Below are 23379 nucleotides of genomic sequence, written 5' to 3' on the forward strand. Positions count from 1 at the left end.
AAAATTGATTTAGCTAAATGAAACGTCTATTTTCAAAATAAATGCATAATTTACAGTCATCAATTTCATTCTTAAAATTGAGTAAAAAGAGCGATTGCTAAATCTCTCTTTAGCATAAAAAAGAACAAAACATTACATGAAGATATTAAATATACAAGTATTAAGAGGACCAAACATATGGTCTATTAGCCGCAAGAAATTGATCCAGATGCGATTGGATTTAGAAGATTTGGAGCAAAAACCCACCAATGTAATAGACGGATTTAGCGAAAGGATGGAGAAACTGTTGCCCAGCATGTTTACCCATCGTTGCTCAAAAGGTGTTGAAGGTGGATTTTTTACCCGTGTGAAAGAAGGAACCTGGATGGGGCACGTAATTGAACACATTGCACTCGAAATTCAGACACTTGCCGGTATGGAAACTGGCTTTGGCAGAACACGTATGACCAAAACCGAAGGTATTTATAATGTGGTTTTTAGCTACCTGGAGGAAAAGGTTGGGGTTTACTCGGCCGAAGCAGCAGTTAGAATTGCCGAAGCATTGATCAACAATGAAGAGTACGATTTAGAACACGATATCCGCAGAATGAAAGAGATACGTGAACTGGAAGCCTTAGGCCCTAGTACAGGTTCGATTGTAGAGGAAGCGGTAAAAAGAAGCATTCCATGGATAAGATTAAATAAAAGTTCATTGGTGCAGTTGGGTTATGGTAAAAATCAGGTTCGTTTTAGGGCCACCATGACCGAAAAAACAAGTAGTATTGCTGTAGATCTGGCCAGTAATAAGGAAGAAACGAAGCGTTTGCTTACCGAAGCTGCCATTCCGGTAGCCGCAGGCGTAACCATTTCTAATCCTGAAGACCTCGAAGCTTCCGTTAAAAAGGTTGGATTTCCCTTAGTTTTTAAACCGCTTGATGGCAACCACGGTAAAGGGGCGACCATTAATATAAAAACAATGGAAGATGCTGTAGCAGCTTTTGAATATGCCAAAACGTATTCTCGAAGGGTAATTATTGAAAAATACATTACCGGATTTGATTTTCGTGTGCTGGTCATTGATCATAAAGTGGTTGCTGCAGCACAACGCGATCCGGCGCATGTAAAAGGAAACGGGATCCATACCATCCAGGAATTAATTGATCAGGAAAATGAAGATCCGCGTCGTGGTTATGGTCATGAGAACGTGTTAACGGAAATAGCTGTTGATCGTGATACGTTGGATTTATTAGCCAAAAAAGAATATACCTTAGAAACCATTCCGGAAAAAGGAGAGGTGGTTTATTTAAAATCTACCGCCAATTTAAGTACGGGAGGAACATCCATTGATGTTACAGACATTGTTCACCCACAGAATATTTTCATCTGCGAAAGGATTTCGAGGGTAATCGGATTGGATATCTGCGGTATCGATATCATGGCACAGAATCTTACCCAACCGTTAACTGAAAATGGCGGTGTGGTATTGGAAGTTAATGCTGCTCCTGGTTTCAGGATGCACCTGGCACCGAGCGAAGGATTGCCACGTAACGTTGCGGCACCTGTAATCGATATGCTTTATCCGCAGGGAAAATTGTCACAGATCCCGATTATTGCAGTTACGGGAACCAATGGAAAAACGACCACGACCCGTCTAATTGCACACATTATCCGTAGTAATGGTAAACGTGTAGGTTTTACTACTAGTGATGGGGTGTATGTGCACAATACGATGTTAATGAAAGGCGATACTACCGGACCGGTAAGTGCCGAATTTATTTTAAAAGACCCGACAGTAGAGTTTGCCGTTTTGGAAACAGCCCGTGGCGGAATTTTAAGGGCAGGCTTAGGATTTAATGCCTGCGATATCGGTGTGGTTACCAATATCCAGGAAGATCACCTGGGGCTTTCTGACATTCATAATCTTGACGATTTAACCCGGGTTAAAGCTGTGGTAATTGGTGCGGTGCGCCGCAAAGGTTGGGCTGTGCTAAATGCCGACAACGGTTATTGTGTTCGCATTGCTAAAGATGCACGTTGCAATGTTGCTTATTTCAGTATGGATGAGAATAATCCTGTAGTAAAAGAGCATTGTAGAAAAGGCGGAATTGCTGCCATTTATGAAAATGGGTTCATCACCATTAAAACCGGCGATTGGAAATTAAGGGTAGATAAAGCCACCCACATTCCTTTAACCTTTGGTGGTTCTGTAAACTTTATGATTCAGAATGTACTGGCGGCGACGTTAGCAGCCTATTTATGGGGTTATAAACCTGAAGATATCCGTTTATCATTAGAAACCTTTATCCCTTCTGCAGCGCATACGCCTGGAAGGATGAATATTTTCAGGTTCAAAGATTTTAAAGTACTGGTTGATTTTGCGCATAATCCTGATGGATTTAATGGTGTAAAAGGTTTCTTGCAGGGCGTTGAGGCTACCGAGCAGGTTGGAATTATTTCGGCAACAGGAGATAGAAGAGACGAGGATATTTTGGAAACGGCCCGTATTTCTGCACAGATGTTTGATAAGATCTACATTTGTCAGGAGAAATATCTCCGCGGCAGACAACAGCAAGAATTGGTTGATTTGCTGATTAAAGGGATAAAAGAAGTTGACCCTGATAAAGAAATTATTGTAAACAATAAAAGTACAGCTTGTTTACAGATCGCGATTGAAACTGCTAAAAAAGGTTCTTACTTAACCATTTTAAGTAATACGATTGATAATACCATTCAGCGTGTTACAGAACATTTGGATAAGGAATTGGAATCCTAGCCAATATCGTTTTTCCTGCCGTTGATCATCACCCTGATCTGATAGCTATAGGATTTATTTCAGGGCCCATATCATTAGTTGCTGACCACAGAGTAGTATTAGGCCTTTAAAACAATAGAAACTGCTAATAAAACAAATTCAGCATGACGATGTGGTTAAAAAAAACCTCCCCTGATTATGATCAAAGGAGGTTTTTTTTATTATCTGTGTATGGCTAATTAAGCCTGGGCATCACGTAATCTTTTGATTTCATCATGCGACACTCTTAAAGAGGCCTTTTGCTCTGAAATCAATTCTCTGACATTAGAAGGAATATCTTCCTCTTCAAGAGCCATTTTATATGCATTTTGTGCAGCATCCTCACCAAACTCACAATTGTTTAAAACTGTTTTACGATCGTGGCCGGTAAAAAGTGCTTTAACATCCATCCATGCCCTGTATATTTTGCCTGAATTGGTAGTTCCAGTTTCGATATCTTCGCCAAAGGCCGATACTTCAGTTGCCAAAGCCATTTTGTATTTTTGACTTTCGCTTATCATATTTAAAAATAACGTCTTCAAATCGGCATCTTCATCTTTTAATTCCTGACGGGCTTTTTCATAACCTTCTATACGGTCATTGTTAATTTGAATTAAGTCATTTAATACTTCTGCTGTTTCTGTTGTCGTTTTCATGTTCTTTATTTTTATAGTTTTGATGTTATAAAAGCAACATGAGCAATTAAAAAAGGTTTGTTATTTTTTTAATTGCCTACAACGCTAAGCTATAATGGTCATTTAGGTCAGGCAATGATACCGTCATTATTTTTTTGAAAAATATTGTGTCAGCTTTTCATTTACAAAACGCCTAACCCTTGTTACCATATTGCCTTTTCGCTTAATCAGAAAGCTTTTGATGGCTTCGTATGCAATAGGATTTTCGGCTATTACAGTTGGAAATTCAACAATTTGTTTAGGGTTGATCACCACGTTATAGATATCGTTGATTCCGGAGTGTACGCCTGTGCCATCGTGGCCAATGTTGTTAACGAGTGATTGAGACGGGTTAAGTGTAAGACCTCCTTTTAAAAAGATAGAAGCATACCATCTTATGGCCCAGCTATTATTTTTTCCTTTTTTAAATTCCTGCATCTGTTTCCAGAAATTCATTTTATGATCAATGGAAAATGCAGTCCTTTTCTTTTTATCAAACTGTTTAAGAAGAACGTCAATGTTTGGTTCGAAATTTTTCCATGCCCTGCCCCAGGTGGCCCAACCCCAACTTGTGGCTGCCCTGTAGAAAAATGATTGAGGAAGGTTATCTGCTTTTAAAGGATACATATAAGCTCCAATATGCATTACTTTTTCCTCTTCGCGATAGTGGTTCAACGCACTATTGAAATAGGCTAAGGTATGCGGAGAGGTAATGAGATCATCTTCAAATACAATTACCTGATCGTACTCTGCTATTAATTGGGTGACCCCTGCAATTACTGCATTGGCTAAGCCTGCATTAACCTTACTTTCCATTACTTTAACTGACTTAAAGCCATCTGCTTTTTTAATGATTTTTCTCACTTCAGCAACTTTTTCTCTATCCAGATCAGTTTTAGCGCCATCAGAAAAAATATACAAATGACTTTTTGCGGCCAACTCATTTTGTTGCAGAAATTGTAAGGTACGCGCTGTGTGCTGCGGACGGTTGTATACGAAAAGTGCTATTGGGGCAAGGTTTTGCATTTTTTATTTTATTTCAATTATCGATTTTCAATTAAAGTGCTCGTCATTCGACTGAAACGCAGTGGAATGCCCGCCTGTGCGGACAGGCGGGAGAGATCTGTCGGTAGATTTAGCTGCGCTAGTACTCCGTGGTTCCCGGCTCCGTTTCACTTCGCTCAAAATGATGGCCACTACAGCATACTTTTTACCACTTAAAATATATGCAGGTTATGATCTGATTTTTTGGTTAGTACGGTATAGGCATTGGCAAATTGTTCCTGTTTTTTCCTTCCAAATAAATTACCTAAGGTTTTCTTTATCCTGTATTCTAACTCTATTTTTAGGTTTTTAGAAAATGTTTTTGTTGCTTTTCTATTAATGAATTCATTAAATTTAACCGTTTCAGGTGCCGTCATCGAAATTTTATCTGCTAAAATTTCCAGTCCTTCGCTTTGCAGTAAAAACCTAAGCGTAGTGGGGGTGTACATGTTAATGTGCCCGTAATCCAAAAAATGTTGCATGCGTTTATCCACATCAAAACGATAATCTTTTGGTACCTCTACTACAATATATTTAGCGATGCGTTTCAACTCCCTGATCAGTAATCTTTCATGCTCTACATGCTCTAAAACATGGGCAAGGATAACCAGGTCAAATGTATTGTCCCCGTAAGGGATTTTGTAGCCATCAAAAGTTTGTACTTCTTTTAAACTGAACAGATTACGATTTTTTATCAGATCGACACCACTTTGTGCAATTTCCAAAGCATAAAGTTCTGGCGCAAAATGCCAATCATTTAAAAAATGTAAAATACTGCCATCACCCGCGCCAACCTCAAGTACTTTTTTAGGTTTTAGCCCTTTGCACACCTCAATAATGTTCTGGGCCTTATATTTTGCGCCGAGCATTCTCCATGCCACATCGCTGTTGGTATAAAAATTATCGTATGCTGTTTTTACTTCTTCAGTTAACATTTGTGCCATTTAGTACAAATATAACGCTTGTGAATTATATAATTTGAATAAACTAGCCAGACGAAATTTTATATCGATATAGTTGACAAGCTTTGTGTTATAAAACCTACTGTAGTGAAAATTTAATATGTATTATTAAATATATTCCATATATTCGGTATATCGATATCAGTTCCGATCGGATTTTCAGAATTAAAAAACTATGTAAACAAAACATCACAAACTTTAAAAACCAAAACGATTTAAATTAAGCTTCATTTATGAAAACTAAACAAACCATCAAGGGCTTGCTTATGATTGCGGCCATCTCCATTTATTCCCTGGGCTGTAAAAAGAACGGTGAAAGTGTCAGCCAGCCAGAGGTAAATAAAAAAGACGCTGTTTTTAATTATATCAAAAGCCTGGGCTTTCCAGCTTCATCAATTAAAGACATTGGTAACGATTATATTGTAGAAGAAGATATCTTGTTTTCTAAAGATATGCAGATTCCTTCAAGTACCGGACCAAAAACAGAACAGTATTATACTGGAAGTTTGGTGAGTACTACAAACAGAACCAACATTAGGATTTTAGTAGATGCCTCGATGTCAAGTATGATGTCAGAAATTAATTCAGCGGTTAATCAATGGAATAATGTTCCAAATGCAAACATTCATTTTAATATTGTTTACAGCGGTGGTTATGATATCTTGATTAAAGATGAGAATTTAGGCAATGGTTATTGTGGAGTAGCTCGTTTTCCTATAAACGGAAATGCAGGCGGGTTAATTAAAATTAACAAAACTTATATATCAGGAAATAGCTTTGATCAAAGACAACGTACAATTACACACGAGATAGGCCATTGTGTAGGTTTTAGGCATACAAACTGGCAGGCAAGTGGTGAGCCTCAAAATGGTACTGATGATATTGGTACTCCTGCAAGTGCAATTGATGTTCCGAACGTTGGAGGTACCGACCCTGGTTCGTTAATGAATGGCGGACAATGTGGTTCTGGTGCAGCTTATCTGTCTAATATGGATAAACAAGCCATCGCATCATTATATCCTGTTGTATCAACTAATCCTTCGGGTACACTGGCAACCATGGCCGGTATTGATATAGGTACGGATGATGGTGTGTATTTCTGGGGCTTGTCTGGCTTAGTTACAAAAGGCAATTCTACATCGATAAATGGTCCTACCCAGCAATATTATTTGCCATCAGGAAAAAGTTATAGTAATGTAATCGATATGGCAATATCAAATGCAGGTCGCGGATATGTTTGGTATAAAGATGGAACCATGTCAGTAGGACAAGGTATAGGCAACTTTGGCGATTATATTTTGCCAAAAAATTATGTATTGCCTGCTGGTAAAGTTCCTGCAGATATAGCTGGCATTGCTATTTTGAAATCTAATGATCATTGCTATGCTTTTTATAGAGATGGAACTTTTTCTGAAGGTAATTCCACTGATTTAGGAGCTTATGCAGGTTTGCAAACTTATGTTATTTCACCTTCTGAAACATATAACAATATTATGGATGTGGGTATAGCAGCTTCATCAGGTAAGTTTTATGTGTGGTTTTCAGACAATAAGATGTCAGTTGGAAACGGTGCATCCAACTTAGATGATTATATTCCTTTAAAACCTATGAATTAATTGCCTTTAAAAATAGTCTTTCAGTTACATTTCCCCTGTGAAGATATTCTCAGGGGAAATGTTTCGCTTTAAGAGTGGCAGTAATCATAATAGTACACGCCAACCGGCACCAGTTGGCCCTTATGTATTCCATCCCGTACGGCCAAATTACATGCGTTTTAATTTTTGCGGATTTTAGTAATTTAATCAGTAAGACAGTTAAGCCTGATAGGCTAATATTCACACTTTTTAGTTAGTTTTGAAGTCGATAAATTCGAAACTAACTAATAAAATTTTATGATTAAAGCGATAAAGAAGGTCCTGTTAAAATATTTACCTGTTAATTATTTCGCCTATAGCAAATCATATTCACAAGATGGTGAGGATATGATACTAAAGGCGATTTATGAGCAGAAAAAAGGATATAAGGGCTTCTTTGTTGATGTTGGGGCACATCACCCGGTAAGGTATTCCAATACCAATTACTTTTATAAACGAGGATGGAAAGGGATTAACATCGAACCCACCCCATCTGCAATTGGTGCTTTTAATACATTCAGAAAAAGAGATGTTAATTTAAACATTGGCATAGGACCTGAAAAAACCAAACTAAAATTCTATTGTTTTAATGAGCCTGCGTTAAATAGCTTTTCTGAAGAAGTTTCGAAAAGAATCGATGCCGAATCCGGTAAATATAAAATTATAAAAGAACTTGATATTGATGTGTTGCCTTTAAGTGATGTTTTGGATCAACATCTGCCGGCCAATACCATTATCGATTTTTTAAGCATTGATGTTGAGGGCCTGGATTATCAGGTTTTACTTTCCAATAACTGGGATAAATATAAACCCGGTGTGATTTTGGTGGAAGAAAATGTTAATGTTGATGACCTTAGCCATTCACCGATATACAAATTCTTAAAGGACAAGGGTTATACCTTTTTTGCAAAAACTTTACGTACCTGCGTTTACCGTTTATAATTATCGGTTAAATATTTTTTGGAATGCGGTAATAAGGAAGAGTGATTTTAACATCATGTAACCCTGTTTTCGTGTTTTTTTAAATAGCAGAATTAAAAAAGTAGAACAGAAATACGCAATTACAGTAGCTATAGCCGTGCCAATCATTCCCATTTTTGGAATTAGGATTAAGTTTAATACAATATTAACCACTGCCCCAAAGCCCGTACGGATAAAAGTAAGGCGGCTAAATCCTTCGGCAATCAGATATTGGCCACTGGCTACACCTAAAAAAACAAAAATACTTCCCCATACATGTAAGGCCAATGCAGGTGCTGCAAATGCGAATTCTGGATTAAACAACTTATAAATATATGGTGCGGCAAAGGTTACAAACAGGGCAAATGCAAGGCTTAACCAGGCCATAAGATCATATAGATTCTGAAGTCTTTTTTGATACCGCTCCGGATTGTCTCTTCTTGCGTTTAAAATGGCAGGAAAAAGTGAGGTTACAATAGCTACCGGCACAAAATTTAAGGCTTCACTAAGGCTTACTGCCGTTGCATAGGCTCCAGCCTCTGCAGTTCCATTCTGCCCCATAATTTCTTTTAGCATCAGTTGATCTATTTTCATGTAAACCGAAACCATGATTCCTGAAATAATTAGTGGCCACGAAAAATGGAGTAATTTGATGGCTAATTCTTTATTAAAATTCCAGTTAAAAATATTCCTGCCTTTACGATGATAGACATAAAAATAACCCACAGATAACAAAACTGTATCAAAAAGAAATGAATACACGAAATAGATCAATTTTGCCGAAAACATAATCAGCATAACTTTCGTAAGCGCTGATATAAAATTTCCAACAATCTGCACTTGCATAATATATTTCGACTGAACTTCGGATTGAAAATAAGAATCGATTACAGTTAAGGATTGGAACAAACCTGCAAAGGATAGTATGAGTATAATATGGTACGGAATATCAGAAAGCGGACGGATGGTCCAGGCCAGAAAGATAGCTGGGATACAGATCAATCCAGCAGTGGCTTTTAACAAAAATGCTGTTCCTAATATGCTATCTCTATTGCCCGGGAACTGATGAAGCTCTTTTACAATGAACTGATCAAGGCCAAGGCCGGCAATAGACGCAAAAAGATAGGTATAAGCAATCGCGCTTGTTAAAATACCATTGTTATAGGCTAGCAAATAGTTAGCCACCATAATGCTAACAGCCATTTTTATAGCCAAACTGCCAATTCTTCCAAGCATTAACAATCCTGTATTCTTTAAATACTTGTTAAATGCTTCTTCATCAAAACCTTTTATGGCGGGTAATTTCATTAACGCAAAGATGTAAAAAAATGTGCGTTAAGTAAGGTGCCGTAAATTCAAAATATTTTATCGTCTGTTTGAAGACTAGCCCTCGCTTTTTTGCAGTCCCTGAAGCCCGGTTGGTGTTGGAATAACCGCTTGAGTGCTTTCTTTCTTTCCACTGAGGTTACAGGCAAAAAGTACAGTAAGCATGAAGAGATAAAAAGCATATTTCATGAGCACAGCACTTAGGTTTAACCAAATATGGCGAAATTAATTTACGCCTGAAAACTCTTTTCTATTCTTTCTAACTGTTGTAAGTGGTGCTTTAAATGTATCTCTATAAACCTAAGCCATTGTTTAGCATTTAAATAACCTAACCTGGGGTGTTTCGTTTTGCTATTGGCTTTTGCATGTGCAAGCAACGGATAATTATTATCCAAAGCTTTTTCAAATTCCAAAATAAAGTCAAGGGCTTCTGTTTTGCTGATTTTTTTTACGCGCTCTTCCAGCCGTTTTGGTACCTTATATTTTTGTGCCGGAGGTAATGCGCCCAGTAATAAAATCAGTTTTACCATAAAGTGGGTCGGTTTGCTTTCGCCTTTGCCGGTTGCGGCATGTTCAAAGGCAATTAATGAAAGTAGGCTCGAGTCAAAAATATGTGAGTATACCTCGCTATAACTCCAGCCAGAAATTGGAGGCGTAATTTGAAAAACATCATCAGGGTAATTTGATAATTTCGATTTATAGGCATCAACCACTCGATGTATTGATGCCTTTACTTTAGCAGCCGTCATATAATAAAGATAAGTTGAATTACTGCTTCTCCAAATATTTTAAGAATTCATCTTTGTAATAAGGAAATTCAAATGTCTCGGCAATTGTAAAATAATTTTGTGGGTCTACAACGGTTTGATAAAGAATTTTAGAGATTTTCAATCGTTCTTCATCAAATGTGAATGTTTTAAGAATAAGTTTGCTCTGACTGCTGGAAAACGAAGCATTTTTACTGATCGCATTGATCAATCTTACCCTTTCGCTATCAAAACTGGATTTTTTATAACCCGTGTAAAATTCCTGAAAAGCCTCCGGAGATAATAATCTATAATACGGATCTGGCTGCGGCTTTATTGGCGGAACAATCCCTGTATTATAATCTCCCGTGTATCCATCAAAGTCATCAAGTGCATATTGCCTGTTCCGAAAGATATTCATCTGTTTTAGCGTAGTTAACTCATTGCCTTCCAATTTCAAAACAAGTCTTTGTTCTGGAGTCACCGTAATCTCTTGTTTCAACATTGCGGTATTGCCCTGAATAATAGATAATATTGGTGCAGAATTGTAGACATCGTAAAAGCGGAATCTACCATTGGATGACGAAACAAGTTCCTCATCTAAATATACGTTGTACTTGCCTGGATTAACGATTTCTAAAAATACTTCTGCAGGTCTGTGGTTATTTTGAGCGAAACTTAAGGTAGCAAAGAGCATTGCCAATCCTAAAAAGATGGTTTTCTTCATTTTAATTAAGGTTTCATTTGTGTGTGTTTAGGATAACGCCAAACAAATGCCAAAACCCCAAAAAAGGAGTATGATCAAAAAAGTTTTAATAATTCTTCTAAATGAAAGATTTCCCTTTTAACATCTTGAGGCTTTTCTTTTTGTAAAGGATTAAAAAAGATAGCCTCCATGCCAAAGTTCAAGGCGCCATAAATATCCGCTTCAAGACTATCACCAATCATGATACTTTCTTCCTTTAAAGCCTTTGCTTTGTCCAATGCATATTCAAAAATGATCGGATTAGGTTTGTTTACCCCAACATCTTCTGAAATAATTACGTTTTCGAAATAAGGATTAAGATTAGAAAGGTCCATTTTGGTTAAGGTGGTTTCCTTAAAACCGTTTGAGATAATATGGAGCGTGTATTTTTGCTGCAGATAACCCAAAACATTTTCTGCACCTTCAAATAAATTGGTTTTGGTAGGCGAAATATTAACGTAATCATCTTCAAACTGATGCGGCACTACATCAGGATGAATACCCAGTTGAATAAAAGTTTTGCTAAAGCGTTCCGATCTTAAAAAATCTTTGGTGATTTTGCCCAGATGATAGTCGGCCCACAGCTGATGGTTATTTTCAGTATAAGTACTAATAAAATCGGCACAAGATTTAAGGCCAAGTGTATCTAACTGATAAGTATGATAAAGCTCGTTTAGTGTTTCTTCGGCATTGCGGTCAAAATCCCAAATCGTGTGGTCAAGGTCGAAGAAGATGTGTTTTTTCATTTATGAAATTTTCACAAAGGTAAACTTAATGATTATTGATTTACAGATAATGTGAGTTCTATTATTTATCGCCGTTTTTCATTTTCCGGATACTGAGTTCAGAAGCCTATGTTCCTAAACCCGATTGCAATGTAAAGCCCGGAGCGCAGCGAGGACTTGAAATGAAAGCGGGACTACATGCGGCTAAGGACTACTGAACGCTCGTTTCCTAATTTCATTTCGACCGGTGCGACACCAAACTATAGAATAGTCACCCAGGTTCGGATAGATAATGGGCAACTTTTGAATCAATTTCTTCTATAAGTTCCTCATCCATGTACTGATAATCATCTGGAATATCCAAAGTGATTATTTCTTTTTCATAAAATTCCTTAGGGAAACGCTCCGTAATTCTTTGTTTATGTTTTTTCTCCATTACAAAAATCATATCTGCCCAAGTGATCAGTTTTGCACTGATTTTAATCCTTGCAGACGGCTCGGTTCCAGCTGATCTTACCTGATGATCGGGATGGTTTTTATACATGGTTTCGGCAGTTGCGCTTCGCCATTTATTTCTACTGCATACAAAGAGGATATTCATTATATTGAACGTTACAGACTCTAGACTAATGACTCTGGACTAAAGACTCTAGACTTGGGACTAACTTAAACTTTTTCTCCATAAGCTAAATCCCCGGCATCGCCCAGACCTGGTACGATGTAAGACTTACTGGTCATTTCCTGGTCTATTGCTCCGAACCAAAGTTTTGCTTTAGGCAGGTGGGCACGTACGTGGGCAACACCTTCGGCACTCGCTATTGCCGCAACAATATGAAGCTCAGCTACTTTGTAGCGGTTAATCAGCTCTTTACAGCACATCACCATGCTTTGTCCTGTAGCCAACATCGGATCAGCCATAATCAAAACTTTTCCTTCTAAATCAGGAGTAGAAATGTAATCCATTTGAATGACAAAATCGCCTCCTTTATTTGTTTTGCGATAAGCAGAAATAAAACAGCATTCAGCTTTGTCGAAGATATTAAGCAGGCCCTGTTGAAGTGGAAGCCCCGCCCGGAGAATAGTGGCCAGAACAGGCTGTTCGTTTAAAACCTCACAGGTTGATAAACCTAAAGGGGTTACAATTTCCCTATCAACGTATTTTAGTGATTTGCTGATCTCGTAAGCGAAAAACTCACCAAGCCGCTCCATGTTTTTGCGAAAACGCATCGAATCTTTTTGGATGGTCTCATCCCGAAGTTCGGCAATGAAGGTATTGGCAATAGATTTTGTCTTGCTGATATCAAAAATCATCATGTTGTTTTTGGGATATTAGAGATTTACGGCAAATGTTGTTTAATGATTAAATGTAACAATTCTCAACTGAATAGTGCTAACTAAATTAATGCCCTGAATACTGAAGCATGTCTTCGAAAAGTGATTTTAACTTTTTGTATTTAGGGTAATCTGACAAGCTTTTTAGGTTCCAGCTACTGTAAAAAGTCCCATTTACTACTTTAACGGCGTCAATATATTGATGTATTTCTTTTGTTGCTTCTTCTCTTGTTAAAAACTGCAGGATCTGGTCGGTTAAGCAGTATGAATTAACCACCAGAGGCGTAACTTTCTCCAGCTGGAGGTCATACCAGTTAAAAGGTGTACAGGTTCCTGCCCGAAACCCCATTACATTTTCATAACCCATTGAATAATCAACAGTAATGCCAGAGTTAAGTACATTTAAATAGCATATGGGAAACTTCAACGCATCCAGCTGTTGGCTGGTTAACATGATCAGATTTGGATGTATTTTTTTAAGCTTAACCAAACCCTCTTTAATCTCGGTCATCTTTTGTTTGTCACTGGCACAGGGCCTCAGCAAACCAACCGACTGATTATTCAAGGTTTTCGAAATACGGTCTGTTCTGATGTAATCCATAGGAACATCAGGGAAATCGACAAAATAAAGTGGATTGCTTTTTTTGGAAGCAAAAATTTCTTCTACCTGCTCAAGTACTTCTTCATTGTTAATTCCAACTCCTGTTACCCTGTCAAATTTAGTTTTCAGGTAGTTATTCTCCTTTTTAAAAGCAGCACTGAAAATAAATTTAGTACTGTTTAAAAAACCCCCAGGGAAATGGGTTGCCATACTGAAATGGATGGTAGGCTGGTGCTGAAATTTTTTTTCCTGAAATTTAAAGTCAGGATGTTTCTTTTTGATGATACTTTTAATGATCAATGCCCACTCATCAATAACCGGCTTATGCAGCAACCGCCATTTATGCTGATAACTTTTAGACGCTTTAAACACTCCTTCCGTATTGCGCTGATGAAGGTATTCTTCGTACCTGCTGATTATAAAAAAGGAAGCCGCGAAAACATCAAATGGTAAAGCAGACCGATCGACCGGAAAAGGCACCTGATATTCTCCAAAAGAAATCGTTTTGGGTTTAATTTCTTCTAATTTACTGGAGAAAAGCAAAGCTGTGCTTTTAAAGAAAATTTCTTCGCTTAAAGGCTCATTGCCGTAGCTGATTTTAATATGTTCACTCTGCAAAAAATATTGACTGTTGCCCGTAAACTCTATTTCTGCTTTAAGAATATCTTTAAAAATAAAATTGAAGATATATTTAATCCTGGGCGTTAATATATTGGAGAAGATGATTAGCTGCATAACTTATTTTAACAAACGCTGTATTTAAAAAAAGATTACAAGAAATATATCTTAGCCTAATATTAACCTAACAAATATTGACCATTAATTAACGGTAATTTAACACCGAATCATTATTTAATACAAACTTGAGCGTTAAAAGTTTGCCGTGAATTTCTTTTCCGGATACAGGATTTTGGTGCTTTTACGGTTGCCACCCTTTACTACATGTATGATACTCATTTGGTCATCGAACATATCGTATAAAATGCTATCAGTAACTTCAATTGACTTTATGGCTGCAATTTTTTCAACTTCCAGATAAATGTTAGTGGCTTCATGGTCGATCTCAAATCCAATGTAATTCATGGCAACAGCTTTACCATTGGCTTTTAGCTGCAAATGGGTAAGCAGGTACTTTTTGACCAGTTCATCCATAGCACTTTTCATATTCGGATTGCTCAGATCGGTTTTTTGTTTATATAATTTAGCCAAAATTGCCTCAAAATCGTCTGAAAAGATTTTACAGCTTACTTCTAAAGTTTTATCCCTGGCATTAAAGTTTATCTCAGCTGTACTTACATGCAGCGGGTGTTTTATCCCTGCTTTAACGGAAAAAAAGGAAAAGCACAAAAACAGCAGGATATATTTTAATTTACACATCATTTTTTATTGAAAAGAACAAAGGTATGACTTAAAGCTAAACCAAATTATCGGTTTAAATAACAAAACAGTAACAAATTTAGGATTTATGCTTTTGTTTTCCGGATATTTAAGGTTTTTATAATTAAAAAATATAATTTTAACTGTTGTAAACTATTTCATTCCAATAGTTAGCTTATTATTATTCATGCCCTTACAAGATTTTATCTTTTATTTTAAATTGGGTTGGGAGCACATTATCAGTGCCGATGCTTTAGATCACCAGCTATTTGTTTTAGCGCTGGTGGCTATTTACAGCTATGTTAATATAAAACAGGTACTCATATTGGTTACGGCCTTTACGATTGGCCATTCATTTACCCTACTTTTAAGCGTGCTGGATATCATCAGGTTTGATAGCAAGTGGGTAGAATTTTTAATTCCCTGTACCATCGTCATCACGGCAATCAGCAATTTGTTCAGAAAAAATTTCTCTTTAAAATCAATCAAGATCAATTACTTTTTGGCACTTGGTTTTGGATTGATCCACGGAATGGGTTTTGCAAACTCCATCAGAATCATGCTGGCCAAAGACCAGAATATTGGCTGGGGTTTATTTGGCTTTAATGTCGGGCTTGAGGCAGGGCAGATTTTTCTGGTGATCATCATTTTATTGATTACCTTTTTCATTTTTAATTATACCCGCATAAAACGAATGAGTTGGGTTTTATTTATATCAGCAGCCGTATTTAGCCTGGCTTTAAAAATGGCTTTAGAACGAATTCCTTTTTAATGAAATATACAATGAATAAATTATTTACTTTAACCGGCCTGCTTTTCTTCTCTGGAAGTGTGGCTATGGCCCAAAATATTCAAAATAATCCAGGCAGTAACCATGGGAATAAATTTGAGCAGTTAGGCACCATTTTACCCACGCCAAACGAACAGCGTACAGCCAGTGGGGCACCTGGTGTTAAATATTGGCAGCAACGGGCCGATTACAACATCAAATGTGAACTGGATGAAAAAAATCTGTTGTTAACAGGCGCTGAAACCATCACCTACACCAACAATTCCCCTGATCCTTTAACTTATATCTGGTTGCAGCTTGATGAAAACGAGCATAGTACGGATAGAAATGCCAATTACCAGGATGCGACTAAAATGCCTGCGGTAGGTACCACTAAAAATTTAGATCAGTTAAGCGCAACAGGTAACAATGGTTATGGCATCAATATTACGAAATTAACAGATGCTGCCGGTAAAAGCTTAACTTATACGGTTAACAAAACCATGATGAGGGTTGATTTGCCTGTAGCTTTAAGAACCGGACAAAAATTCATCTTCAATATCAATTGGAACTATAAAATTTCTGATCGGATGAGTGTTGGAGGCCGTGGTGGTTACGAGTTTTTTCCAGGTGATGGAAATTACCTGTTTACCATGACCCAGTGGTACCCACGTTTATGTGTATATAGCGATTTTCAGGGATGGCAAAATCATCAGTTTACCGGTAGAGGCGAGTTTGCCTTAACTTTTGGCGACTTTAAAGTGCAAATGACTGTTCCGGCAGATCATTTGGTGGGTTCGACAGGAGAGTGTATCAATTATAGTGCTGTGTTGAGTCCGACTCAGTTAAGCAGATATAACGCTGCTAAAACAGCTGCTGCACCTGTAGAAATCCAAACCCTGGCTGAAGCTAAACAGGCAGAAACCAAAAAATCTACCGCTAAAAAAACCTGGGTTTTTAATGCCAATAATGTGCGCGATTTTGCCTGGACTTCTTCCCGCAAATTTATCTGGGATGCCATGCCTCAAAAAATTCAGGCCAATAACAATACCGTAATGTGTATGAGTTTTTACGGGAAAGAAGCTTACAATCTGTACAGCAAGTTTTCTACCCGCGCGGTGGCCCATACCATTAAAACCTATTCAGATTTCACCATCCCATATCCTTATCCGGTTGCGCAAAGTATCGAAGCCGCAAATGGAATGGAATATCCAATGATTTGTTTCAACTATGGCCGTACTGATGCAGATGGAACTTATAGCGAAAGCACTAAAAATGGCATGTTAGGGGTTATTATTCATGAAGTTGGGCATAACTTTTTCCCAATGATTGTAAATAGTGACGAGCGCCAGTGGACCTGGATGGATGAAGGGCTAAATTCTTTTGTGGAGTATTTAACCGAAGAACTTTGGGATAATAAGTTTCCAAGTAAAAAAGGACCGGCCTATACTATTGTAGATTACATGAAACTGCCTAAGGATGAGCTGGAGCCAATTATGACCAACTCTGAAAATATCGCACGTTTTGGTCCAAATGCCTATTCGAAACCAGCTACAGGCTTAAATATCCTCCGCGAAACCATTATGGGAAGAGAACTTTTCGATTATGCATTTAAGGAATACTCGAGGCGATGGGCCTTTAAACATCCTCAACCCGCTGATCTTTTCCGTACCATGGAAGATGCCAGTGGCGAAGATTTAGATTGGTTTTGGAGGGGGTGGTTTTACGGAACCGATCCATGTGATATATCTTTGGATAGCGTGAAATTTGCAAAAGCCGATTTTCCTAAAGAAGTTCCTGCTGCCAGATCGAGAATGGTTAAAATTGACAAGCCTGCTGTAAATGCTTTTGAGGATATTTCTAAAATCAGAAACCGCGAAGACAAAAAAGTTAGCTTTTATGTAGATAAAAACACAGCGGCTCAGGATTTTTATTATAAATACGATAGAGGTCTGGTAACTGTTGATACCACTGCAGCCACGAAAATGGATATGACGCCGCCTTTAGAAGCAGTTGCAGATGCTGATCAAAGTAAATATGCCAACCAGTTTTTATACGAACTGAGTTTTAGCAATAAGGGCGGTTTAGTAATGCCTGTCATTGTAGAGTTTACCTATAAAGATGGTACAAAAGAAATAGACCGTATCCCTGCACAAATCTGGAGGCATAATGAGCTTAAAACTTCTAAATTCTATGTAAAGAACAAAGAAGTAGCCTCTATTTTGATAGATCCATTACGCGAAACTGCTGATATTGATACATCTAACAATACCTGGGGTGGTAAGGCAAAAGAAAGTAAGTTTAAAGTATACAAAGCAAAAGCTGGTGGCGCCGTAAGAGGCCAGTCGATTGGTAAAAACCCAATGCAGGCTGCCGCTGGGAAATAATGTATCATTATTTCTCCGATCGTCATTCCCAACTTGATCCGATAGCTATCGGATGGGAATCTTAAAGCTTTAGGATGAAGAAACTTTTTGAAACCCCCCATTGGTTTTTCAATGGGGAGTTTTTATTGAATTTGAGGCAAAATATTCAACAGAAAATTTTTCAGGTTAGTTACTGTTATATCATTTGAAGACGGGTAAGTTTCGCTTTTTGGTGTAATGATGTATTTGTGCTTCGGTTCCAGGTCATTTATACAGCTAATAAAGCCTTTTGATACTGATGGCCCATTAGATAGTTTAATTTCAATGCATGCGATTGGTGTAATACCCTGAACGAGGATTAAATCACATTCTGCTCCAGTTTGTGTCCTGTAAAAGAAAAGCTCAGTCTGTTTGGCTTTCATCTGATAAATCTGCTCAATTACATAACCCTCCCAGGATGCGCCAACAGCGGGGTGACCAAAAAGATCATTATAGCTTGAAATATTTAATAAACGATGTAGAATTCCCGTATCCCTTATATATGTTTTAGGCGACTTAATTAGCCGTTTTTTGGCATTAACAAACCAAGGCTGCAATCGCCTGATGAGGAAGCCCCCCTCTAAAAAATCTAAATACCGGTTTACCGTAGGTGCGCTAACGCCTAATGATCTGGCAAAAGATTCGCCATTAAATAAATTTCCATTCAAATGAGCAAGCATACTCCAGAAGTTTCTGAGCAGCATTGGAGCTAAATCTACACCAAACATTTTCGCTAAGTCTCTTTCTACATAACTGACGATAAAATCATCGAGCCATTCTTTGCTAAACGAGTCGTTTTCTGATAGTAAGGATTCTGGGAATCCGCCCCGAAACCAATGTTGTTCGAAACCAATGTTATCCGATAGTTCATTTAATCCGATGGGACATAATTCGTTGTAAGAAATTCTACCGGCGAGTGTTTCAGCAACTCCTTTAACCAATTCTGGAGAAGCAGATCCTAACAATATAAATCTTCCAGGTGTTCTTTTAGCATCAATTAAGGGACGTAATATGGAAAATAATGAGGGTAATAGTTGTACTTCATCTATAATTACTGTATAATCCTGAAGACTTTCCAAAAAAGTATAAGCATCTTGTAATTTCGCAACATCCCGAGGGTTTTCCATATCCAGGTATATATAATCACTACTTAAATCTCTGGCAAGTGTCGTTTTTCCAACCTGACGTGGTCCGAGAATAGCAATAGCCGGAGACTTTTTAAGCCTGTTTCTTAATTGAACTGAGAGATTTCTGATAATCAACATATACAAATATATGCATAAACATAGTAAATCGAAAGTTTAACTTTTGATTTACTATGTTAGTGTGTGTTTAAACCTTCTAATGTCCTATTGGATTTTGAGGTTCGTCATAAAAATCAATTTACAACTTTCCTGACTTTCGCCTGTTTTACTCTTTAGCCGTTAATCGTATATTTGATATACTCATGAAATTTAAAATCACTTCAGAATATAAACCTACCGGAGATCAGCCTAATGCGATAAAACAGCTGGTAGATGGTGTAAACGCTAACGAACATTATCAAACCTTACTAGGCGTAACGGGGTCGGGAAAAACATTTACGGTGGCCAATGTAATCGAGCAGACCCAAAAGCCCACCTTGATTTTAAGTCACAATAAAACCCTGGCCGCGCAGCTTTATGGGGAGTTTAAAAATTTCTTTCCCGAAAATTCGGTAAATTACTTTGTTTCTTACTACGATTATTATCAGCCAGAAGCCTTTATCGCTTCGAGCAATACCTATATCGAAAAAGACCTGAGCATTAACGAGGAGATCGAGAAGTTGCGTTTACGTACCACCTCATCGCTAATGAGTGGCAGGAGAGACATTATTGTAGTATCATCTATATCGTGCATTTACGGTATGGGTAATCCGGAAGATTTTTCCCGTATGGTTTTTCGCTTTGGTGTAGGGCTGCGGATCTCGAGAAATGCATTTTTACATAGTTTGGTCGAGATTTTATACTCGCGTACTACAACCGAATTTAAAAGGGGAACTTTTAGGGTAAAAGGCGATACCGTTGATGTTTATCCAGCTTATCTGGACCATGCCTACCGCATTTCTTTTTTTGGAGATGATATTGAAGAACTTTCGGCAATTGATCCTGTTTCAGGCAAAACCCTCGAAAAACTGGAAGATATGGCTATTTATCCGGCCAACCTTTTTGTTACGCCGAAAGACCGTTTCAATCAATCCATTTGGGGTATCCAGGAGGAATTGGAGATCCGTAAAAATCAATTGATTGCCGACCGACACTTATTAGAAGCCAAAAGGCTGGAAGAGCGGACGAATTTTGATCTTGAAATGATGAAAGAATTGGGTTATTGTTCCGGGATCGAAAATTATTCCCGTTTCTTTGATGGAAGACAACCTGGTATGCGGCCTTTTTGTTTACTGGATTATTTCCCTGATGATTATTTAATGGTTATTGACGAAAGCCATGTTACCGTTCCGCAGATTAGGGCCATGTATGGTGGAGACCGATCGAGAAAATTATCATTGGTTGAGTATGGGTTCCGTTTACCGGCCGCATTAGATAACAGGCCTTTAAACTTTAACGAGTTCGAAGCACTTGCACCACAAACCATTTATGTGAGTGCTACTCCGGCAGAATACGAATTGGAAAAATCGGAAGGTGTGGTAGTAGAACAGGTCATCAGGCCTACCGGATTATTAGACCCTGTTATAGAAATCAGGCCTGCCATTAACCAGGTTGATGATCTTTTAGACGAAATAGACATTACGATAAAAGATGGCGGACGCATTTTAGTAACCACCTTAACCAAACGTATGGCTGAGGAGTTAACCAAATATCTTGATCGCTTAAACATCAAAACCAGGTATATCCACTCCGAAATTAAAACTTTAGAAAGGGTAGAAATTCTGCGTGGTTTACGTTTAGGCGAATTTGATGTTTTAGTAGGTATTAACCTTTTACGTGAAGGTTTGGATTTACCAGAAGTTACTTTGGTAGCAATTTTAGATGCAGATAAAGAAGGTTTCCTAAGGTCTGAGAAATCGCTTATCCAAACCATTGGCCGTGCCGCCCGTAATGATCGTGGCCGGGTGATCATGTATGCAGATGGTATTACGGAGAGTATGGAAAAAACCATTTCAGAAACGAACCGGCGCAGGGATATACAAATCGCCTACAATCTTGAAAATGGCATTACACCAAAAACTGTTGGCAAATCAAGAGAAGCAATTTTAGAACAGACCTCCGTGCTCGATTTCTCGCAAAAAGCTAGTGATAATAAAGCCAGGGCCTACGTTGAAAATGCCGAAATTAGTATTGCAGCAGACCCAATTGTACAGTATATGGGTAAAGCCGAATTGCAAAGAGCAATTGATACCACCCGTAAGGACATGCAGAAAGCAGCAAAAGATATGGACTTTTTACAAGCTGCAAAGCTGCGTGATGAAATGTTTGCGTTAGAGAAAATGTTTAACGAAAAATTCGGCAAATAACGATTTGAAGAGACTATCCAATAAATTGTTTGGGACAGTTGGACATCGAACTTTAACATTCAAAATAATTTTGGAATTTTGAAGCTTAAATTATACAATACAAAATGGACGGGCAAAATAGAAAAGACATTTATCCAGGCTTGGAAGTCGGCATCATATTAAAGAAAGATCAGCGATCGGGAAACATCACTTACGGTGTGGTGAAAGATCTGCTTACTTCATCTGCATTTCATTCAAGAGGAATAAAAGTTAGACTTGAAGATGGTCAGGTTGGCCGCGTAGCTGAGATTGTTGAAGATTAATGCAGCTAATAAAACCTTTATAGCCTGATTTGCGTATTATATTTGTAATCGGATTGCAATTAAAGGCCTAAAAAGTAACAAAATAAATGTTACGTCGTCTATATTTGTAACAACAGTAATTTAAAGCATGGCATTAGTAAAATTCATATTTATTGCAATATTGGTACTTTGGCTCATCAGAATGTTGATTAGGTTAATTCTGCCCATGCTGTTTAATAACCTGGCTAGCAAAATGCAGAGTCAGGCTACAGGGCAGCAGCAACAGCGGCGATCAAAACCTGAAGGTTCTATTTCTATAGATTATATGCCACCAAAACCCGATCAAAGTAAAACAGATAAACTTGGAGATTTCGTAGACTACGAAGAAGTGAAATAAAACTAAACCCCGAACTTGTTTCGGGGTTTTTTGTTAAGGTAACTCTGTTGTTAGTTCTCCTGTGTCATCGTCACCCTGAATTTATTTCAGGGTCTTATAGAAAATGTAAAAGCAGGCTATTATAATTGAATTTTACTTCTAATTTGTCTCGTTGAGCTGAGCGTGTACTGAGCTTGACGAAGTATCTAAATGCATTATGTTTTCAGCAGGCTAACATTTATTTTTTTAAAATATCTTCAACAGCTCCCTGAATGTTTGGGTATTTAAAGTCAAATCCACTGTTTAGCAGTAAGGTTGGTTTAACCCACCTGCTTTTTAAAATCAGTTCCGTTTCCGTTCCGATAATTTTTGCACCAATAGCCAATAACCAGGCTGGGGCAGGCAAGCCGAAGTTGCAACCAAAGGCCTTTCTGATGCTGTGCATCAAAACATGATTTTTAATAGCCTCTGGTGCCGTGCAATTTACCACTCCTTCAATTTCCGGATGATTGAATAACCATTCGATACTAGCTGCAGCATCCTCTTCGTGAATCCAGCTCATGTACTGTTCGCCGTTGCCTTGTTTGCCGCCCAAACCCAGTTTAACCAGGTTAAGTAAACGTGGAAAAGCGCCATCTTTCAAACCTAAAACAATACCCATTCTAAGCGCTATTTTTCGTGTATTGGGTGTATTGGTTTCAAAAAAACTGCTTTCCCAGGCTTTGCAAACTTCAATAGAGAAACCTTTTCCAATTTCGCCTGTAAATTCATCTTGTGGGTGATCTTCTGCATGGCGGTATATGGTGGCAGAAGTAATATTGATCCAAAGTTTTGGCGGATTTTCCATTTCTTCGATCGCTTTGCCTAATAATTGGGTGGGGATCAATCTTGAATCAAAAATTTCTTTTTTGTTTTTTTTCGTGTACCTGCAGTTTACATTCTTGCCACAAAGGTTAACCAAAAGATCTGCCCCTTGCAGGCTGTCGGTCCAATCTCCCATGGTTTTGCCGTCCCATACCAATGTTTTAATGCGGTCTTTTTCAGTTTGTGGCTTTCTGGTCAGAATGATCACTTCATCCGCCATGTTGCTAAAATAGTTGGCCAATATGCCACCCAAATAGCCATTTCCGCCGGCCAGTATAATTTTTCCGTATTTCATGTC

22 protein-coding genes are annotated in these 23379 nt (G+C 38.0%); 8 read left to right on the plus strand and 14 right to left on the minus strand.

Features of this window, described 5'->3' with window-relative positions; all coding sequences use genetic code 11:
• Nucleotides 1-136 precede the first annotated feature (136 nt).
• Nucleotides 137-2752, plus strand: coding sequence for a cyanophycin synthetase (gene cphA, locus BLR60_RS06180; protein ID WP_090497885.1), 2616 nt, complete (start codon nucleotides 137-139; stop codon nucleotides 2750-2752).
• Nucleotides 2753-2970: 218 nt separating this feature from the next.
• Here cphA and BLR60_RS06185 read toward each other — a convergent pair whose 3' ends face one another.
• The 3 genes from BLR60_RS06185 to BLR60_RS06195 form a co-directional block, all read right to left on the minus strand.
• Entirely contained in the window at nucleotides 2971-3426 is a 456-nt protein-coding gene (locus tag BLR60_RS06185; protein WP_090497888.1) for a ferritin-like domain-containing protein, read from the minus strand.
• A 126-nt stretch (nucleotides 3427-3552) separates the two neighbouring features.
• The gene (locus BLR60_RS06190) at nucleotides 3553-4470 is read right to left on the minus strand and encodes a glycosyltransferase family protein (RefSeq protein WP_090497890.1); all 918 of its coding nucleotides are present in this window, start codon (nucleotides 4468-4470) and stop codon (nucleotides 3553-3555) included.
• A 191-nt stretch (nucleotides 4471-4661) separates the two neighbouring features.
• Nucleotides 4662-5432 (minus strand): class I SAM-dependent methyltransferase, encoded by a 771-nt coding sequence (locus tag BLR60_RS06195; protein WP_244155600.1) that lies wholly within the window; start codon nucleotides 5430-5432, stop codon nucleotides 4662-4664.
• Nucleotides 5433-5683: 251 nt separating this feature from the next.
• On the opposite strand from BLR60_RS06195, the gene BLR60_RS06200 reads away from it, so the two are divergent.
• Nucleotides 5684-7066 carry a M57 family metalloprotease gene (locus BLR60_RS06200; protein ID WP_090497891.1) on the plus strand — a complete coding sequence of 461 codons (1383 nt, stop codon included), beginning with the start codon at nucleotides 5684-5686 and terminating at the stop codon, nucleotides 7064-7066.
• 276 nt (nucleotides 7067-7342) lie between these two features.
• Nucleotides 7343-8026 (plus strand): FkbM family methyltransferase, encoded by a 684-nt coding sequence (locus BLR60_RS06205; RefSeq protein WP_208600583.1) that lies wholly within the window; start codon nucleotides 7343-7345, stop codon nucleotides 8024-8026.
• Here BLR60_RS06205 and BLR60_RS06210 read toward each other — a convergent pair whose 3' ends face one another.
• From BLR60_RS06210 to BLR60_RS06245, 9 genes are all read right to left on the minus strand, one after another.
• The gene (locus tag BLR60_RS06210; RefSeq protein ID WP_090497895.1) at nucleotides 8027-9352 is read right to left on the minus strand and encodes a flippase; all 1326 of its coding nucleotides are present in this window, start codon (nucleotides 9350-9352) and stop codon (nucleotides 8027-8029) included. It lies immediately after the preceding gene.
• 75 nt (nucleotides 9353-9427) lie between these two features.
• Complete coding sequence (locus BLR60_RS25300; protein ID WP_262502256.1) at nucleotides 9428-9559, minus strand: hypothetical protein; 132 nt, start codon at nucleotides 9557-9559, stop codon at nucleotides 9428-9430.
• A gap of 41 nt (nucleotides 9560-9600) precedes the next feature.
• Entirely contained in the window at nucleotides 9601-10119 is a 519-nt protein-coding gene (locus BLR60_RS06215) for a DinB family protein (RefSeq protein ID WP_090497896.1), read from the minus strand.
• Nucleotides 10120-10138: 19 nt separating this feature from the next.
• Complete coding sequence (locus tag BLR60_RS06220) at nucleotides 10139-10843, minus strand: proline and serine-rich protein 1 family protein (protein WP_090497898.1); 705 nt, start codon at nucleotides 10841-10843, stop codon at nucleotides 10139-10141.
• Between the two features lie 74 nt (nucleotides 10844-10917).
• Nucleotides 10918-11607: a YjjG family noncanonical pyrimidine nucleotidase gene (locus BLR60_RS06225; protein ID WP_090497900.1), complete on the minus strand. Its 690-nt coding sequence runs from the start codon at nucleotides 11605-11607 to the stop codon at nucleotides 10918-10920.
• A 250-nt stretch (nucleotides 11608-11857) separates the two neighbouring features.
• Nucleotides 11858-12187 (minus strand): low molecular weight protein tyrosine phosphatase family protein, encoded by a 330-nt coding sequence (locus BLR60_RS06230; RefSeq protein WP_090497901.1) that lies wholly within the window; start codon nucleotides 12185-12187, stop codon nucleotides 11858-11860.
• A gap of 65 nt (nucleotides 12188-12252) precedes the next feature.
• Nucleotides 12253-12897, minus strand: a complete 645-nt coding sequence (upp, locus tag BLR60_RS06235) for a uracil phosphoribosyltransferase (protein ID WP_090498019.1) — start codon at nucleotides 12895-12897, stop codon at nucleotides 12253-12255.
• Nucleotides 12898-12985: 88 nt separating this feature from the next.
• A complete protein-coding gene (locus BLR60_RS06240; protein WP_090497903.1) occupies nucleotides 12986-14254 on the minus strand; it encodes a DUF7033 domain-containing protein in 1269 nt (422 codons plus the stop codon).
• A gap of 135 nt (nucleotides 14255-14389) precedes the next feature.
• Complete coding sequence (locus BLR60_RS06245; RefSeq protein ID WP_143009037.1) at nucleotides 14390-14899, minus strand: DUF6702 family protein; 510 nt, start codon at nucleotides 14897-14899, stop codon at nucleotides 14390-14392.
• Between the two features lie 184 nt (nucleotides 14900-15083).
• Between BLR60_RS06245 and BLR60_RS06250 the strand changes: the two genes are divergently transcribed.
• Together BLR60_RS06250 and BLR60_RS06255 are read left to right on the plus strand one after the other, a co-directional pair.
• Complete coding sequence (locus BLR60_RS06250) at nucleotides 15084-15668, plus strand: HupE/UreJ family protein (RefSeq protein WP_090497907.1); 585 nt, start codon at nucleotides 15084-15086, stop codon at nucleotides 15666-15668.
• A gap of 11 nt (nucleotides 15669-15679) precedes the next feature.
• Nucleotides 15680-18052 (plus strand): M1 family metallopeptidase, encoded by a 2373-nt coding sequence (locus BLR60_RS06255; protein ID WP_090498021.1) that lies wholly within the window; start codon nucleotides 15680-15682, stop codon nucleotides 18050-18052.
• 122 nt (nucleotides 18053-18174) lie between these two features.
• Here BLR60_RS06255 and BLR60_RS06260 read toward each other — a convergent pair whose 3' ends face one another.
• Nucleotides 18175-19335 (minus strand): ATP-binding protein, encoded by a 1161-nt coding sequence (locus tag BLR60_RS06260; protein ID WP_090497909.1) that lies wholly within the window; start codon nucleotides 19333-19335, stop codon nucleotides 18175-18177.
• A 182-nt stretch (nucleotides 19336-19517) separates the two neighbouring features.
• Here BLR60_RS06260 and uvrB point away from each other — a divergent pair, with 182 nt between their 5' ends.
• The 3 genes from uvrB to BLR60_RS06275 all read left to right on the plus strand — a co-directional run bounded on the left by uvrB (nucleotide 19518) and on the right by BLR60_RS06275 (nucleotide 22238).
• On the plus strand, nucleotides 19518-21560 hold the full coding sequence (gene uvrB / locus BLR60_RS06265; protein WP_090497910.1) for an excinuclease ABC subunit UvrB: 2043 nt from the start codon (nucleotides 19518-19520) through the stop codon (nucleotides 21558-21560).
• A 104-nt stretch (nucleotides 21561-21664) separates the two neighbouring features.
• Complete coding sequence (locus tag BLR60_RS06270) at nucleotides 21665-21862, plus strand: YwbE family protein (RefSeq protein ID WP_090497912.1); 198 nt, start codon at nucleotides 21665-21667, stop codon at nucleotides 21860-21862.
• A gap of 127 nt (nucleotides 21863-21989) precedes the next feature.
• On the plus strand, nucleotides 21990-22238 hold the full coding sequence (locus BLR60_RS06275) for a DUF4834 family protein (protein ID WP_086548156.1): 249 nt from the start codon (nucleotides 21990-21992) through the stop codon (nucleotides 22236-22238).
• Between the two features lie 217 nt (nucleotides 22239-22455).
• Here the strand turns inward: BLR60_RS06275 and BLR60_RS06280 are convergent, their stop codons facing one another.
• Entirely contained in the window at nucleotides 22456-23376 is a 921-nt protein-coding gene (locus BLR60_RS06280) for a TIGR01777 family oxidoreductase (protein WP_090497914.1), read from the minus strand.
• Nucleotides 23377-23379: the final 3 nt, after the last annotated feature.

It is taken from the genome of Pedobacter terrae, from assembly GCF_900100705.1.
Taxonomy (GTDB): Bacteria; Bacteroidota; Bacteroidia; order Sphingobacteriales; family Sphingobacteriaceae; genus Pedobacter; species Pedobacter terrae.